Source organism: Pseudoalteromonas sp. P1-7a, assembly GCF_001401855.1.
Classification (GTDB): domain Bacteria; phylum Pseudomonadota; class Gammaproteobacteria; order Enterobacterales; family Alteromonadaceae; genus Pseudoalteromonas.
The window spans coordinates 12711-28502 of record NZ_LKDU01000027.1; the positions used below are offsets into that span (position 1 = coordinate 12711).

General features: G+C 40.9%; 15 protein-coding genes. 7 read left to right on the forward strand and 8 right to left on the reverse strand.

Features of this window, described 5'->3' with window-relative positions:
* The first annotated feature begins 45 nt into the window (after window positions 1–45).
* A complete protein-coding gene (locus AN389_RS15185) occupies window positions 46–1251 on the forward strand; it encodes an anhydro-N-acetylmuramic acid kinase (protein ID WP_055020176.1) in 1206 nt (401 codons plus the stop codon).
* A gap of 27 nt (window positions 1252–1278) precedes the next feature.
* Here AN389_RS15185 and AN389_RS15190 read toward each other — a convergent pair whose 3' ends face one another.
* Complete coding sequence (locus AN389_RS15190) at window positions 1279–1764, reverse strand: hypothetical protein (protein ID WP_055020177.1); 486 nt, start codon at window positions 1762–1764, stop codon at window positions 1279–1281.
* Window positions 1765–2294: 530 nt separating this feature from the next.
* Complete coding sequence (locus AN389_RS15195) at window positions 2295–3185, reverse strand: LysR family transcriptional regulator (protein ID WP_055016111.1); 891 nt, start codon at window positions 3183–3185, stop codon at window positions 2295–2297.
* Window positions 3186–3316: 131 nt separating this feature from the next.
* On the opposite strand from AN389_RS15195, the gene AN389_RS15200 reads away from it, so the two are divergent.
* From AN389_RS15200 to AN389_RS15205, 3 genes are all read left to right on the forward strand, one after another.
* A complete protein-coding gene (locus AN389_RS15200; RefSeq protein ID WP_327077729.1) occupies window positions 3317–3646 on the forward strand; it encodes a monooxygenase in 330 nt (109 codons plus the stop codon).
* A 324-nt stretch (window positions 3647–3970) separates the two neighbouring features.
* Complete coding sequence (locus AN389_RS20405; protein WP_160318636.1) at window positions 3971–4129, forward strand: hypothetical protein; 159 nt, start codon at window positions 3971–3973, stop codon at window positions 4127–4129.
* 494 nt (window positions 4130–4623) lie between these two features.
* Entirely contained in the window at window positions 4624–5505 is an 882-nt protein-coding gene (locus tag AN389_RS15205) for an NAD(P)-dependent oxidoreductase (protein ID WP_055016108.1), read from the forward strand.
* Window positions 5506–5875: 370 nt separating this feature from the next.
* Here AN389_RS15205 and AN389_RS15210 read toward each other — a convergent pair whose 3' ends face one another.
* From AN389_RS15210 to AN389_RS15225, 4 genes are all read right to left on the reverse strand, one after another.
* Window positions 5876–6967, reverse strand: a complete 1092-nt coding sequence (locus AN389_RS15210) for an OprO/OprP family phosphate-selective porin (protein WP_055020178.1) — start codon at window positions 6965–6967, stop codon at window positions 5876–5878.
* A 1-nt stretch (window position 6968) separates the two neighbouring features.
* Window positions 6969–7556: a DUF4956 domain-containing protein gene (locus tag AN389_RS15215; protein ID WP_055016106.1), complete on the reverse strand. Its 588-nt coding sequence runs from the start codon at window positions 7554–7556 to the stop codon at window positions 6969–6971.
* Between the two features lies 1 nt (window position 7557).
* Complete coding sequence (locus AN389_RS15220; RefSeq protein WP_055020179.1) at window positions 7558–8472, reverse strand: polyphosphate polymerase domain-containing protein; 915 nt, start codon at window positions 8470–8472, stop codon at window positions 7558–7560.
* Window positions 8473–8549: 77 nt separating this feature from the next.
* Window positions 8550–11108 (reverse strand): CotH kinase family protein, encoded by a 2559-nt coding sequence (locus AN389_RS15225; RefSeq protein ID WP_055020180.1) that lies wholly within the window; start codon window positions 11106–11108, stop codon window positions 8550–8552.
* 128 nt (window positions 11109–11236) lie between these two features.
* Between AN389_RS15225 and AN389_RS15230 the strand changes: the two genes are divergently transcribed.
* On the forward strand, window positions 11237–11695 hold the full coding sequence (locus AN389_RS15230; RefSeq protein WP_055020195.1) for a thioredoxin family protein: 459 nt from the start codon (window positions 11237–11239) through the stop codon (window positions 11693–11695).
* 186 nt (window positions 11696–11881) lie between these two features.
* On the forward strand, window positions 11882–12268 hold the full coding sequence (locus AN389_RS15235; protein ID WP_055020181.1) for a hypothetical protein: 387 nt from the start codon (window positions 11882–11884) through the stop codon (window positions 12266–12268).
* Window positions 12269–12348: 80 nt separating this feature from the next.
* Here AN389_RS15235 and AN389_RS15240 read toward each other — a convergent pair whose 3' ends face one another.
* A complete protein-coding gene (locus AN389_RS15240) occupies window positions 12349–13227 on the reverse strand; it encodes a LysR family transcriptional regulator (protein ID WP_055020182.1) in 879 nt (292 codons plus the stop codon).
* A gap of 137 nt (window positions 13228–13364) precedes the next feature.
* Between AN389_RS15240 and AN389_RS15245 the strand changes: the two genes are divergently transcribed.
* Complete coding sequence (locus tag AN389_RS15245; RefSeq protein WP_055016101.1) at window positions 13365–14441, forward strand: YeiH family protein; 1077 nt, start codon at window positions 13365–13367, stop codon at window positions 14439–14441.
* Between the two features lie 41 nt (window positions 14442–14482).
* On the opposite strand, the gene AN389_RS15250 is transcribed toward AN389_RS15245, so the two are convergent.
* The gene (locus tag AN389_RS15250; protein ID WP_055020183.1) at window positions 14483–15790 is read right to left on the reverse strand and encodes a DASH family cryptochrome; all 1308 of its coding nucleotides are present in this window, start codon (window positions 15788–15790) and stop codon (window positions 14483–14485) included.
* Window positions 15791–15792 lie beyond the last annotated feature (2 nt).

Below are 15792 nucleotides of genomic sequence, written 5' to 3' on the forward strand. Positions count from 1 at the left end.
GTACTCTAATATAAGCAAAATATGATACCTGTTTAAGATACCTTTATGCACCCACACATAGCCGCCCTTTATAATAGTGCCCAAAAACCAAGTCGTTTGATTATAGGTTTAATGAGTGGCACCTCGTTAGATGGGCTCGATGTAGCACTGTGTAAAGTAACGGGCGCAGGTATAAATACGCAAATTGAAGTTTTAAATTTTACTACCGTTGAATATAACAACGAGTATAAAACTAAAATAAAGCAGGTATTTGCCAAACGAGAGTGCAATTTAGAACTAGTAACTTTACTGCATCCGTGGGTAGGTAAACTCCATGGTGATATAGTTAATCAGTGCTTACATACTTGGCAAGTAAATCCGGCAAGTATTGATGTAATAGCCAGCCACGGGCAAACCATTTACCACTGCCCTCGGTCGCAGCATAATCATAAAAGCTTTACTAATGGCACATTACAAATTGGCGATAGCGACCAAATAGCCGTTACCACCGGCATTACAACAATTGGCGATTTTAGGCAAAAACATATAGCAGCTGGGGGCGAAGGCGCACCACTTGCGGTATATGGCGATTACTTATTTTTTGCAAACCCCAATGAAAACCGCATTTTATTAAACATGGGCGGTATTGCTAATTTAACGTTTTTACCTAAAAGCGGTGATGCAAATAGCGTATTTAGTAGCGACATAGGTCCAGGTAACACCATTATGGATGCGTACGTGCAGCAGCATTTTAAAGGCATGCACTTTGATGATGACGCAAAAATAGCCAAAGCCGGAAATGTAAATACACCCTTATTAAATGCATTGTGTGGCAACGACTTTTTTAAACTTGAGCTGCCTAAAACAACGGGGCCAGAGGTATTTAATTTAGCGTATTTACATGCTGCTCAGCTGCAAACAAATACACAGCACTTAAGCCATGAAGATGTAATGGCTACTTTAAATATGTTTAGCGCGAGGGTAATTGCAAATGCGTTAAATGAATGCACACAAAGTGCTAAAGAGTGTGTGGTGTACGCAAGTGGTGGCGGTATTCATAACCCGTTATTAATGGCGCACCTTAATGCGCTGTGCCCAAGTATAAAAGCGTTTAAAAATACCGATGATTTAGGCATAAACCCTGATGCAAAAGAGGCTGTGTTATTTGCTATTTTAGCAAACGAATGCCTAGCCGGTGAGCTGCAACACCTAAATAACACTGCGCAGGGTATTGTTGGGGTGACTATGGGTAAAGTGAGTTTTGCTGATTAAGCTTTTATAAATTCGTATATCAATACATTAAAAAAACGAAAATAAACTTGAGCTCATATTACGAAAGTACTTTTTAACGCCGTGAGGCTTAACTTGGCTTTTAAGCTGCTGTTGTTTTTTATAACCTGACTCAAACGCATTTACTTGCATATCAAACTGCAAACTATTTTTTAAAGTGGCGTTTAAGCCGTGCAGCATTAATTGCATTACCAAACAGTGACTTTGGGTAATTCTACTTAATGTTAAATACACATAACCACGCTCTAAATCGGCATTAGTGAGTGTTTTTTCACTAAAGTATTGCGCATCACGGGCACTGGGATACGTTGCGCTCAACGAAATAATATCGTTTTCGTGGGCGTCGTCGGGCAATACGCATTGCAGCGTTATTTCATGCATAGCACTGGCTTGCAAGGTTAACTGCTCGTATTCCATTGTGTGGCCCATCGCCGCAGAGAGAGGATCTTCAAAAGACTGTAACGCAAATGTGAGTTGCGTCATTGGTGTGCTCATTTACTTCAACTTCTAGATTATAAAAAATACAGTTCGAGTTTAAATTATCACCTATTTTGATTGCAGTTTTATGACAAATTGCACATAAGTGGATAATCGCAGTTTTTAGATCAAAAAAGATCGCTATATGTTCTTTCTCATTCAACTTTGGAATGGTTTGTCACACATCTGGAATGAAGAGCTATATGTGGCAAGGCTTGTAGCGGTGGTGTTATTGTTCCTTATTTGGGTTTTTATCATAAGGTTTGGAATTTAGTTTTTAGGCTTAAAATCAATAAAACGTAAAATCGAGATGCCAATCTAAAGTTTCATTCTTTATTTTTTTGGTTCAATACACTATGGATAGCGGTATATTGTTGGAACCCGTATTAAAAGACTGTCCTCATAGGCCAAGTTATTTGACGCTAAAAATTTAGCAAGGCGTTTATGAGCGAATAGCAGATGGGTGCTAACTCATTTTTGGGTAAAAATAGTCAGTTACATTACTAAATTAGAGAACAACGGATTATTTAGAGTATTACAAAAACCACTTATCTAGAGACCGACTCTAGAAGCAATTCATAAAAACGTTTTGTAGCTTGTCCCGTTTTTGCCCCTTTAGGTAAAGTCAGATGTAATGGAACCTGATAACCACCGCCATTTTCCACATTCAAAATAGCCAGTTTCCCACTACCTCGGCTATCAACAATATGCTTTGGCAGCCTGCAATAACCCACACCCTGTTCTACCGCACTAAAGGCATGGTCGAAATTATCAACCGTAATACGCTGACTCGACTTCAACCAACCCACATCTTTTTTCTCGCCCAGCTTTTCAACCGAACCTAAATCCCTCACCACGATTTGTGGTAGCATCGAGAGCTGATTGAGCGATATAGACGTCATCCTAGTTAACGGATGTGAGCTCGCCACAACGGGCTCCATCATGGTAAAACCAAAGGCTTCCGCAGGGTAATTGGTAATGGGTAGATTAATAATGGCAACATCGGCCACTTCTTGAGAGACCATTTCAGTGGTCTTCGATAGCGAAGTTTCTACCACTTGTATCGATGTACTGTTATTTTCAGCTAGAAAATTAACCATCGGTTGATAAAGGCGCTCAAGACAGCACAAATGATCAACTGCGACCACTATTTCAGACTCAACCCCCTTTGCTAACTGCGCACTGATCAGCTCAAGTTCTCGCGCTTGTTCTAGTATGCTGCTAGCCCTGCGCAATAACGCTTTACCGTCTTCAGACAACACTGCTCTGCGACCTTCAACCTGAACCAACGACACACCTAGTTGACCTTCCAATTTTCTCAACGCATAAAGCAGCGTGGTATGGCTCTTATTTAGTTGCAATGCCGCAGCCTGAATGCTTCCAGCACGATCTATCTCATAAAGAGTTTGCCATTGATCTAGGGTTGTTTTTAATTTCATCGGTCTAAAATCCTGACAGTTAATGGCAATATTATGAACTTTTTTGTCTATTTTTTACAGGTAATATATATCCTAACTGGCAATCAAGCCTCTTATGTTTGCGATTTGACCATGAGTCTCAGCGCAATACCATGTATCTGTTTGGAGAAATAACCATGAAATTATTACAAGTCGATTTTGAATTTAACGGCCCATTTGGCGAAGAGATGTCGAACGCACTCGTTGACCTAGCAAAATCTATCAACTATGAACCAGGTATGATCTGGAAAATATGGACAGAAAATCAAGCCGAAAAACTGGCTGGTGGTGTTTACCTTTTTGAAGACCAACACAGCGCAGAGATTTACCTAGCAATGCATAGCGCACGCTTAAAAGAGATGGGCGTGGATGAGGTCCGCGGTGTGATTTTTGACGTGAACCAACCATTAACTACCATTAATAAAGGCCCGATCAACGGCTAATTCAACCGTTCATTCTTGAGTAAAAATAGAAATAATGATGAGGCCTAAATTTTATAGATATTACATGTAAAAAATTAGGCCTAATCTCATACAATAACTCCTGATGTAAATCGAACGAAACAAGTAATGGGTCAAAACCAATTTGCAAAATATGCAGTTTGCTAACTCGAAAAGGGGCAGAAATGAGTTAAACTGGAAGTGCAGTTTATAGCAATAATTCGAACTTTGGCTAAGAGCGATCAGCAGACGATCGATCAAAATCATTTTTGAACATGAATCTTCTAAAGTCCTTGCTAGGTTCTGATGGACGGGGTTAGGAAAAGTATGACTAATTCCCCCCCGCTTTATTTGGGTTTAGATCAAGTTTGGGCGAAAGTAAGAAAAGGGTTAAAGGGGTCAAATCTTGACTTAATACATCAAGGTATACCAGTGCCTGCTGATGCCGCACTAGCGAAGTTTGCCAGCGTACGCCTATCAAATTAACTATAGCCTTATACCTTTAATGTAGTTGAGTGGCTAGTAACGTACGGGTGAACCCTTCCTGCGTTAATTGAGAAATAAGCTCAATTCCAGCATTGAATGGGAAATATTCAGACTCCTATTGGAAACTTACTTATCAAAGCCTCGCCTTATAGGGGGCTTGCGTTTTTTATTTGGTTTTTAGGCTTTAACTAATCAAAGCATTAAATAGAGATTCCAAATTAAAAATTCATACTTACCTTAAATGTTTTGGGGCGGTTATGGGCGAGGTATAGTCTTTCTGATGAATCGTTATTAACTTAGTAAGGGAAAATTTACCGCTTTTTGACATGCTTATATAAACTTCAGAAGACATAATATTTATAGCCGACAATAGCTTACACTATTTCCATTGATATAAGTTCATTAAATGGGGATGTTTTCGTGCTAAAATAGGGTAAGTGTTCTCTAGTAAGGTTGTTAGCTGCTTTGAGGCTAATCATTAGTAAGGTGTGGTGATGAGAGTTTTAGTAACAGGCTCTGCCGGTAGAGTCGGGCGTGCAATCTATATTAAATTAATGCGCACCCATGACGTGGTTGGCATTGATAAAACGCCTTGCTCAACAGCCGATTACATTGGTGATATTCTTGATAGTGATCTGATTGAACGGGCTCTTAAAAATGTTGATGTCATCATTCATACAGCGGCTCTTCACGCTCCCCATGTGGGTTTAGTACCTGATTCTGCGTTTCAGTCTATTAACGTAGACGCGACCGAGAAACTCGCTCTGGCTGGATTAAAAGCAGGTATTAAGCACTTTATTTTTACCAGCACTACTGCATTGTACGGCTATGCTTCAACACCTAAAGGTATTGCAGGTTGGATTAATGAAGACGTTACTCCTCAACCCAAGTCGATTTATCATAAAAGTAAAATTGCGGCTGAAGCTAAGCTAGAAGAAATTTCAAAGTTGTTTCAGCTTCCAGTTACTGTGCTGCAAATGTCGAGATGCTTTCCTGAACCTGCGGATTTAATGGCAGTATTTCGCCTTACTCGTGGTATAGATGCTCGTGATGTAGCAAACGCTCATTTATGTTCTGTGGAAAAACGCTTAAGTGGTTTTAATCGTTTTATAATCTCAGGCGCTACACCTTTTCAACTTTCTGATTGTGAAGCGCTATATACTGATGCTGCATCTGTCATCGAGCGTCAATGTCCTGACATCGCGCTAGCATTTAAACAAAGAGATTGGCAACTACCTCAAAGCTTAGATCGCGTATATGATTCATCATCTGCATGTGACAAATTAGGGTGGTCACCTATACATGGCTTTAAAAGCGTTTTGGAAATGCTAGATACTGAAACACCAGAAGTATTGCCAATTTTGAAACGCAGCTAACAAAGCAATTAAGAGTGATTCGGCATGGGTAGCATTTTTACTATGCATTGCTTTTAACATTAGGCAAAGCGAGTTCGCCCTTAGTACACTTTTTTAAAAGTTTTTTACTTTGCCCCTAAACCCGTTTGCAAGTTTAGTTTATCGATAGCGGCCTGTACTAGCCCATAGCTCACCTTTTGTTCACTAAGTTTCACTGTAATTAGTACTTTCAAGCTAGTGGAGTAAGTACCAGCTTGATAAGTAACTTTCAAAGAGTGTGTATAATCATATTGTTTATAACAGCCCTATTAAAATAGCCCCTGTATTAAACGTAACGTGTAACACAGGGGCTTTATAGTTTTAGGTTAACCGATTAAACACGCTAAGCCCATTAAAACGAATACTGCAGCCTTAATGAGATTGCATTACCCGATGTGATAGTGCCGCCTGCCTCAAAGTAATCGGCTTTAATGTAGTCGGCCATAAATTTTATGTTTTTGTTTACGGTGTAGTTAACGCCAAGGGCGTAGGTTTTTGCGTCTTGGTTTTCTTGCTTGAGCTTAAGTAGGCTGTAGCGGCCTGTGATTTCCCAGCCTGGCTCTGAGCTTGCGCCTAGTTTTGCGTTTTTATACTTACGGTATCCGCCTGATAGTTGATAACCAAATTGCAAATAGCCGCCTTCGTAATCATTGGTTGACTCTTCAATACTGGTTACTTGTGCTTGTTGCCACTCGGCCATCATGGTAAATCTATCCTTAAGCCATAGTAGCTCTACGCCTTGTTGCGAGAGGTTATCGGCATTAATTTTATCGCCTTCTATTAATGAATCGGCGGTATAAACTTCAAGAGGTTCATTCACTCTAAATTCGTTGCCATCGTACTGCCTTTCACTAAATGCAACGCCAAGATGTAATAAGTTAGTATCTTGCTGCCATGGCACCCAAGTTACGCGCCCTGTAACAACAGACGTTGCTTCGTCTTCGTCGGGCTCGTAATAGCCTAGTTGCCAATTTACTGAGGCTATGTCTCCCGAAAGGCTAATACCTAAGCTACGCCCTGGTGAAAACGCTTCGCTTATCATGCTACGTTCGAGCATTAATAATTTACGCGAGCTGGTTAGTTTTTCTAGGCCAAAACCTTCTTTTTGTTGGCCTATGGTTAAATCGGCAAATTCCCAGCCAGAGTATTCTAGGTAGGCGTCTTTTATTTCGGTTTCGCCATCAGCAAAGCCAAGCTGAAATTTACTTTTCCAGTCTTTGCTTATGTCTGATTTAAAACTTAGCCGTGCGCGGCGTATTTCAGAGGTACTTTCTGAGCGGGTGCTGTCGTATTGCCCCTCTAGTAATGCGGTATCAAACTTGTTGTAGTCGAGCATGATATAGCCGCTTAGGTCTATATCGTCGTTAATTTTGGCAAAACTTGCGTTACTAACAAAGCAAAGCGCTGAAAGAGCCGCATAAGTAATCGTTTGTTTAGGGGTCATGTTAGGCTACCTTTGTTTGTTTTTCAGCTAAGTAACTTACTTTTAGTTGCGCTACGTCTCTTAAAAAGTCGATGTGTTCTATATCTACGGCCACTACGTTTAGGCCTGTGCGCTGTTTTAAATCGTTGATGAGTGTGGCTTGGTTTTGCGGGGTTATGTTTTCTATTCGCTCGTAGCACACGCTTTGTACTTCGTAGCGTTTGACAAATACGCTTGAGTCAATCAAAAAAGCAATTAAGCAAATAATGCCATTAAGAATACTTAGCTCAATTAGGCTCATTTGCCCTACAGAGGTCAGTAAAGCAATGGCAGTAACAAGGAATAAGTAGGTCATTTCTTTAATAGAAATAGACTCTGTGCGGTACCTTAGCATGGTGAATACGGCAAATAGGCCAAAGGCAAACTCCATCGACATATCAACCCCGTGCAGTAAAAAGGTAATAATAAAAACGCCTACGCCAAATAAAATAAACGAGCCTGCCACTACTGCATTTTTACTAAACCGAAAGTAACAGCCATAGCAAAGTACAGCCAACGATAAGATGTTTATTAAAAAGCGGGAAAGAAAAATAAGATCTAATTTGGTCATTTTAATTATTCTCTAAAGGTAAAAGTGGGTTAGTGCGGTTAAGGTGTTTTAAACGGGCTAAAACAGGTTTAAAGCGGTTTACTTTTAAGCGCTCGGGGTAGAGCAAAGCACAGCCAATGCAGTATTTACTAAACGAGGCTGGGAATATGTGGTGCTTGCTCATCAGCTTATAAAATGGCGAGTGTTTTGTTTTTTTACTTTGCTTAAGCTCGGCAATAAAAAAGCCCGGTAAGGTTATTTTGTTATCGCCTTTTGGGGTGTTGTACCACAGGTTAAAATCAAGCGTTAAGCGCTCGGCTTTTTCTTCGTTAGCTAGGGCTATGCGGTTATAGCCGCTTTGCTGTGTTACGTTTAAATGTGCAAAGTGGTTTTGCATTTGCTCTTTAATAAACGCCGTGTTGTTAGCGTGCTGGTTATTTTTTTCGAGCTTTATACGTGTTTTAACTGTGCGGCTTTGGTTGTTTTTTAGTTTTACTTCTAGGTATTCGGTAGCGGTATCAACATAGCGCCTTTGGCGTACTTTGTAGCGATTAAGCTTGCCGTTATGGTGGGCTTTATATAAATCGAGTTCGGGCGTATCAAAGTACTGATTATAATAAGAAAATAAACGTTTTCCTTGTATATCAAGTACACGGTACTGCCCTTGTATATGAGTAAGCAGCTCAGGTAAAAAAGACAGTGGTAGCATAAACTTGCTGTCTACACGGTTCATTAAATTAGCGTTGTTAAGATCGTTTAATCCGTAACCTTCAAACGGAATAAGTAACTCGTTAATTAAGCTTGTTAATGGGGTACGGGCATTTGGCTTTTCAGGTTGTGCCTGTTTATTTTTAGTGTTTATAGCAGTAATTGCTACTGGTGATATTGAAGCGTCCTTTTCAAAAATTTCATCCTTAAAACGTGCTTGAATTGTCATAATTTTCTCAGATTATTAAATTGCAAAGTAGTAAAGTGCAGTGCCAGCGTACTGGCACCGCACAAAGGATGGGCTGTTTATCTTGAGCAAAATCCGCTGCCATCATCCGCTGAGGGCAATGTGCCATCAAGCTGCGCGGCCATATTTGCTACGCGGTACTGCATAAACGAGGTTAAGCCGTAAAACTGCCCCGTGGTAGAGGTTAGGTTTTGCTCAAAGTAAGTTGAGCCATAAAAGCTAGTTGGGTCGTTTTGTACGTGCTCACGAATTAAATCGGCTATTTCATTGACGCGTGCGTTAAATGTGTCGCTTGAAAGTGAGCCATTAATAAGCTGCGTTAAATAACTGTGGTATGTATCAAGGTTGTTTTGCTCGGCAAATACATTAGCAATTAATGGGCGCTCGCTTAATGCGCCGCTTACAGGCTCATCAATGTAAAGCTCTCTTACATCTACGCCATTACAGTTCATGTTAAATGTGCCGAATGACTCGTTAAAATCCCATGGCAAAATGCTAAATACGCCATCGTCATCATAAATATAGTAGTTATGTGCAAGCGGCCCGTGGTAGCTATCTAAATTAGACAGTGAAGTACTTACCGACATATAACGCAGCAGTGTATCTATATCTATGGTACTGGTTTCGCCTTTATCGAGCGATTCTACAAAGTTAATAAAGGCGCCGTTATCGGTGCTCTCTTCGTTGGTTTGCAGGTTTATATCGGTGTAGTTTTGTATGTCGTCACCTAGCCATAGTAAATCGCTGCCTGTGCCATCTGGCTTGTATAAATCGCCATTACTGTTGGCAAAGTGTTTTTCTACAAATTCGCCATCTACGGCTTCTACCATTAAGTACAAACCAAATAGTTCGCCGTTTACATAAAAGTTAACGTAGGCATGCTCAGGCGTTGGTACGCCCATTTCATCCATTAGCTCGTAGGCGATTACTTCACGCATATACGACGGGTCGTTGAACGAGTTTTGTAGTGTGAATTTTTTTAGCCCAAAAAACGTTTGCCCCGACACGTATTCGTTAATATCAACCTTAAAGCTGTAACGGTCGCTGCTAGAGTTTGCAACGCTGCTTAAGCTTGAGCCGCCTTTGGTGCGAATAGCCACGCTATCGAGTGTTACCCCATTAAAGGTAATAGCGGTTTCGTGGTACTCCTCATCTAGTGGGTTATCTAGAATGTCTTGCCAGTTTTCGTCGCTAATTGTAATAGAAAGCGTATTTACCGCTGTGGGTGTAAAGGCGGTTGCAACTGTATTTTCACTACTTGGGGTAGGTGTTAAAAACGCATGAGTAAAGCCTGTACTACTACTTAGGCCGTAACTAAAGCCTGTGGCTACATCACTTTCATCCCAGTCAATGTAGTCAATTACTTCATCGTTGAGTATTAAGCTTAGCTCGTCTTCTTTGCCTAGTTTAAAGGGTACGTAGTAAGTACCTGGATCTTCATCGGTGGCATAAATAGTAATGTATTGGCCTGCGTATAAATCTATGTCGGGCAGGGTTACGGGGTCTATATCGTCGCTTTCATCAATAACGTGGTAGTTGGCTAAGTTAATTGTATTTTCGCTGTTATTGTATAGCTCAAACCAGTCGTTGCCATCATCTGCGGCGCTTGCCACCACTTCGTTAATAACGAGTGGCCCGTGGGTTGCTTGGCTGTTTGAGCTAAGCGCTGTTGGAGTGAGTACCGCAGTTGCATCGCTGCCATCAGGATAGCGGCCATAACTGTAACCACTTAGTGCTTGGCCTTTTTTCCAAGCGAGTTGTTCTATAATTACGTTGTTACTGTAAAGGCTTACGGTATCGCTTGCGCCTAACTTAAACGCTACGCTTGGCAGGTCGCCTAAATCATCGGTGCTTGCGTAAATACGGTAAAACTCACCGGGCGATAACGTAATATCGGGTAGAGCAAATTGCTCGTTATTGTCATCACTTAGTGTGTAGTCGGCTAAATAAACATCGCTACTGCTTGTTACATAAAGCTCTATCCAGTCCTCGCCGCCGCTGCTGTCTTTTGCTACTACTTCGTTTATACGCAGTGGCGCATCTTCAGCAATTAGCGTGGTAACAAGTGTTGAGGTATCGGCTGTTTGGTTAGCTGCGCCCTGTGTTGGCGTTAGTGTTTGCGCGGTGCCGGTGCCATCGGTGTATAAGCCATAACTAAAACCTTCAGCGGCTTCGCCTTCTTCCCAATCAAGTACAGAGATAGCAGTGCCGTCCTCGTATAACGTAACCGCATCGTCGCTGCCTAGTTTAAAGGTAACGTAATAACCGCTATCGGGCGGTGTATCGGTTTCATCAATGGCTTGAATAACAATAAACTCACCTTGCGAAAGCGCTACTGCGGGTAAAGCTTGAGGCTCTCTGTCGGCGTTATCATCAACAAGTGAAAATACCGATAAGTCGGCTATATCTTCAGTGGCGTATAGCTCAATCCAATCGTAGGTTGTATCGCTTGGGCTTGCGACAATTTCGTTAATAACTAAACCAGTTGACGTGATTGTTGATGATGAGTCAGTACTTTGATCTGTGCTGCTGTCGGTTGTTTGCTCAGTACCGCCACAGCCATATAAAAATATAGTAGAGGCGATAACTGAATAAAATATAAAAGGTTTTATATTCATGTATGCACGCTTATTATTTTATTAAAGTGGGCAAACTATAAAAATAGAAGGTGCAAACAATGTGTAAACTTTTAGTAATCTTCAGTATAGTGAGCTTAATTACTCACTTTAAAAGTTACTTTAACCTTATGTTTAAACAATTAATTTTATTGTGCGCGTTAAGCATGCCGCTTGTAAGTAATGCCGCTACTGCGCCATTTTCGGGCGAGATAAGTACTCAAACCCTGTTAAGCGATTACGATAAGTTTAATAAGCAATACCAAGCGTTTACGCCAACCGAGCAAGATATAGCCTTAATGCAAAAGCTAGAAGGCAAGGCATTAGTTGTATTATTTGGCACTTGGTGCCACGACAGCCATCGCGAAGTGCCAAAGCTTATTAAGTTACTTGATGAATCTAAGGTAAAACTTGCAAGCGTTAAATATGTGGCCGTGGGTTACAACAAGCAAGACGACGCCGGGATAGCACAGGCGCACGACTTGCAATACACGCCAACGTTTATTGTTAAACAAAATGGCAAAGAGTTAGTTCGCGTAGTTGAAAAACCAATGGGCACATTAGCACAAGATTTAACGCAGGGTTTGTGAGTAGAGCTTAGGAATATGAGAGCTTACCGGTTAGCTGTTATGACTAGCTCATGAGTATTTTAATGTGTGAAGTCGAGGTTTAACTCCTTTGGCTGAGCAAAAATAGGAATTCAGCTATGGTTTGCATATCAATTAAAACAAATAAAAAACGAATTAATCTACAAGCTCGTTGTGGCATTTCTTAATATGTCTAAAGATCTACGTAAAAATTTGATTGCTGCGATTCTTAGTCCTTTAATTGCATTACCAGTCCTTGGTTTTTGTTATTTCTATGCGGGTATCGAAAACTATACTTCTGTTAGTTCATTAATTTCAGGAGTTGGTTTTGGTGTATCAATAGGGTTGGGAAGTTTATTTTATTTTTATCCTTTAATGTTCATTTACGGATTACCTATTAGCTTATTACTCCAAAAGTTAAATTTATTTAAATTACCGGTAGTTTTAATCTTAAGTATACTTCCTGTTTTTTTACTTAGTCTATTTGGTGAATTTAATCGTGAAACATTGGTTCTTCATTTATTAGTACTTTCAATGGGTTCAACTAGTTGGCTTATATATAATAAATTAAGGTAACACCACTACAAGCGACTCATGTTACATAACCTTTTTATTACCTGCCTTACAGCTCAGATCTAATTTCACTCACATAATCACTACCCACTAAACAGGCTTTTTTCGAACGCTTGCGCAGCGTGTGATGAGGGTCTGTCTTTATAATGTAGTTGATAAAGTGGCCGAGAGAGTTGCTCGTTATTTTTTTGGCGCAGGCGTGTTAATTTACCTAGCTGTACTAAATCTTCTGTGACTACATTAGGCAATAAAGCAACGCCCATACCTTGCGCGACGGCCCTTGCTATGGCTTCGTTGCTGCCTAGTTGCATACTTTGCTCTGCTTGTATGCCGTGCTCTGCTAATAACTTTACCGACATTTCTAACGTGCCAGAGCCTGGCTCGCGCAGTAGCCAAAATTGATTGTTTAACCATGCTTTTAAGTTTTTAGTGGGCTTAAAGTTACTCGGTATAACAACGCTCATTAAATCGTTTTGCCAGTGCTTACTTATTATATGTGGCTCGGTAGGTGTGCCTTCAACCAATGCTAAATCGATAGTGCACTCTAGCAACGCATGCTCAATTTGCGCGGTATTAGCCACTTGCACTTCTACTTTTATATGTGGGTATTGGGCGCAAAATTTAGCTAAATAAGGCGGTAGCCAATAACTGGCAATAGTGGTGCTGGTGCCAATAACGAGCGTACCGCGCTTGAGCCCCGTGCGCGATTTTATATCGTCAACGGCGGCTTTTTCGATAGCAAAAATACTACGTGCGTGATCGTATAGGGCTTGGCCGCCTTCGCTTAAGGTGAGTTTTTTACCTTTAGATGCACGTTCAATAAGTTGAATATTTAACTGATGCTCTAGCTCTTTTAAAGCCTTTGATATAGCAGGCTGGCTTATAAAAAGCGCTTCGGCTGCGCCTGAAAAACTACCCAATTTAGCCACTGTATAAAACACCCGAAGTGCATGTAAGTTCATTGTATAACCTTAAATTGCATAACTCTTAATTGTATAACTTTAAGTTATCAAATCATGATTTTAATATATTGGAGTTATATTTTGAGCTTTCTTACAATTAAGTCAACACATCAACATGGTTTAAGTGAGGGAATAGTATGCTTAGCGCTATTAAAAATGGGTTTCAGCCTTTGGGTATTAATACTAAGCAGTACAGTGATACGCGCTGGTGGTTAGGTATGCTGCTGGTGGTTGTATTAGCGGGGGCATCTGTTGCATTAAGTAAGTTACAAATAATGCAAACTGCGCAATTTAGCTCCTTAACAATTGGTATTGTGCTTGGCATTATTGTGGGCAACAGTGTGTTTTCGCGCATTGCTACGCGTACCGATGTAGGTGTTGATTACGCTAAAAGTATATTACTTAAAGCAGGCGTTATTTTATTTGGGTTTAGAATTACCTTTGCGCAAGTAGCGGGCGTGGGCTGGCATGGCTTACTAACCGACGTTATTATGCTTGTTGGTACGTTTATATTAGCAGTACAGCTAGGTAAGCGGGTTTTTAAGCTTGATGAGCAAACAACCATATTAATAGGTGCAGGTAGCTCTATTTGTGGCGCCGCAGCGGTAATGGCAACAGAACCCGTTATAAAAGCACAAGCGCATAAAGTATCAGTAGCGGTGGCAACGGTGGTGGTGTTTGGCACGCTAAGTATGTTTGCCTACCCAATTATGTTTGATTATATGGGGTTGAGCGAGCACGCATACGGCGTTTTTGTTGGTTCAACCATTCACGAAGTTGCGCAAGTAGTTGCAGCAGGTACCGCGGTAAGCGCTAATGCAGCCGACACCGCCGTGATAGAAAAAATGCTACGCGTGATGATGCTTGCGCCATTTTTAGTAGGCTTATCTTTTTGGCAAACTAAAAAGCATGCAAACATACACGCACATGGCAGCGAGCATAAATCGGGAATTACGATTCCTTGGTTTGCGGTGTTATTTATAGTGGCGAGTGGCGTGCATTCGTTATCGGTTATACCTCAGGGGGCTTCAAACGCCATTGTATGGTTTGATAATATATTACTTACCATCGCGATGGTGGCTTTAGGTTTGCGCACACATGTTGGCGCTATTCGCCAAGCAGGTATAAAGCCACTGTTATTAGCAGGTTGTTTATTTTTGTTTTTAACTTTGGGTGGCTTTGCCATTAATGTAGGCATTGCTGAGCTATTTTAAATTTGGGATGAATAACCTGAATTCAGGTTAACTAGATTGGCTTAAATAGGCCAATCTACCTCGTTTAAGTGATCGAGCTGCTGTGTTTTATTACTGTGCCCGTACCATTTATTGGTATAAATACCTTCAGGGTCAAACTGCGCGGTTTGCTTTTGTATATTAAAGTGGCGGCCACCACGCGGATCAACCCCCACACCGGCTATGTACTGCCAGTTGCCCCAATTTGCTGCTACATCGTAATCAATTAATTGCTGCTCAAAATAGGCTGCGCCGTATCGCCAATCAAGACTAAGCTCGTTTACTAAACAGCTTGCTGCAATTTGCCTTGCACGGTTTGAAATATAACCCGTAGTGTTTAGCTCTTTCATAATGGCATTTACAAGCGGGTAAGGTGTTGTGCCATTACACCAAGCTGCAAAACGTGTAGGTGTAAAAGTAGTAAGCGGCTTAGTTTGTTTTTGGCCTTTAAAGCTAAACAGGCTACTACCTGCTTTAAGTGCGTGCCATTTAAAATACTCTCGCCATAGCAATTCAAATTTAATCCAGTAAGTAGACTCGTTTGCCGTGTTGCTTTGCTCATAATCCTCCACGGCTTTATATACTTGTTTTGCACTTATACAGCCAAAGGCAAGCCAAGTACTAAATTTGGTGGTGTTGTTAAAGCCATCCAGCTCGTTGCGAGTCATTTTATAAGTGCTTGGCATTGCGCCTGAAAAATACTGCTTTAAATGTGCTTGCGCACTGTTAAGCCCGCCATGCATTTCGCCTTTATTTGTTATACGTTCTATAGGTTTTTTTGCGCATAAAGTTATTGGCTTAGGGAGCAAACCGTTTGGCAAAGTTGTTGGTGTAATAGGGCTATTAGCTGCCTCTACCTTTTTACGAAACGGGGTAAAATGTTTAGGTAATTCGCTTAAATCAAAGGGGAGAACACTTTGCTCAAAGAGCGTGTCTTGCTGCGACCCTGTAAATTGTGTATTGGGGCAATGTTCTTTGAGTAAGTTTATTTGGCGTTGCTCGTACACGCCAAATTGTTCGCTGTATACAACTTCATCAATATTTTGCTCATTTATACGCGCTTTTAAAAGCGATACGGGTTCGCCCTCAAGCACATGCAGGGTTTGCCCACGCTCAATAAGTGCTTGTTGTAGTTCGTACAAGCTTTGCATTAAAAACTGCTGTTTGTGTATGCCGTAAGGTTTTTGTTGGTAGTTATTATTTTTAAACCAGTGCGGGTTAATAACAAATACAATATCAAGCGCGCATTGCTCGGATGCAAGGCCACTAAAAATAAGGTTATCGGTTAGGCGTAAATCGTTTTGTAGCCAATATAAAATGCGTTTGCTCATAC

Coding starts and splice junctions, on each gene's coding strand:
- AN389_RS15185 (WP_055020176.1), top strand. CDS start 46: ATGCACCCACACATAGCCGCCCTTTATAATAGTGCCCAAAAACCAAGT.
- AN389_RS15190 (WP_055020177.1), bottom strand. CDS start 1,764: ATGAGCACACCAATGACGCAACTCACATTTGCGTTACAGTCTTTTGAA.
- AN389_RS15195 (WP_055016111.1), bottom strand. CDS start 3,185: ATGAAATTAAAAACAACCCTAGATCAATGGCAAACTCTTTATGAGATA.
- AN389_RS15200 (WP_327077729.1), top strand. CDS start 3,317: ATGTATCTGTTTGGAGAAATAACCATGAAATTATTACAAGTCGATTTT.
- AN389_RS20405 (WP_160318636.1), top strand. CDS start 3,971: ATGACTAATTCCCCCCCGCTTTATTTGGGTTTAGATCAAGTTTGGGCG.
- AN389_RS15205 (WP_055016108.1), top strand. CDS start 4,624: ATGAGAGTTTTAGTAACAGGCTCTGCCGGTAGAGTCGGGCGTGCAATC.
- AN389_RS15210 (WP_055020178.1), bottom strand. CDS start 6,967: ATGACCCCTAAACAAACGATTACTTATGCGGCTCTTTCAGCGCTTTGC.
- AN389_RS15215 (WP_055016106.1), bottom strand. CDS start 7,556: ATGACCAAATTAGATCTTATTTTTCTTTCCCGCTTTTTAATAAACATC.
- AN389_RS15220 (WP_055020179.1), bottom strand. CDS start 8,472: ATGACAATTCAAGCACGTTTTAAGGATGAAATTTTTGAAAAGGACGCT.
- AN389_RS15225 (WP_055020180.1), bottom strand. CDS start 11,108: ATGAATATAAAACCTTTTATATTTTATTCAGTTATCGCCTCTACTATA.
- AN389_RS15230 (WP_055020195.1), top strand. CDS start 11,237: ATGTTTAAACAATTAATTTTATTGTGCGCGTTAAGCATGCCGCTTGTA.
- AN389_RS15235 (WP_055020181.1), top strand. CDS start 11,882: ATGTCTAAAGATCTACGTAAAAATTTGATTGCTGCGATTCTTAGTCCT.
- AN389_RS15240 (WP_055020182.1), bottom strand. CDS start 13,227: ATGAACTTACATGCACTTCGGGTGTTTTATACAGTGGCTAAATTGGGT.
- AN389_RS15245 (WP_055016101.1), top strand. CDS start 13,365: ATGCTTAGCGCTATTAAAAATGGGTTTCAGCCTTTGGGTATTAATACT.
- AN389_RS15250 (WP_055020183.1), bottom strand. CDS start 15,790: ATGAGCAAACGCATTTTATATTGGCTACAAAACGATTTACGCCTAACC.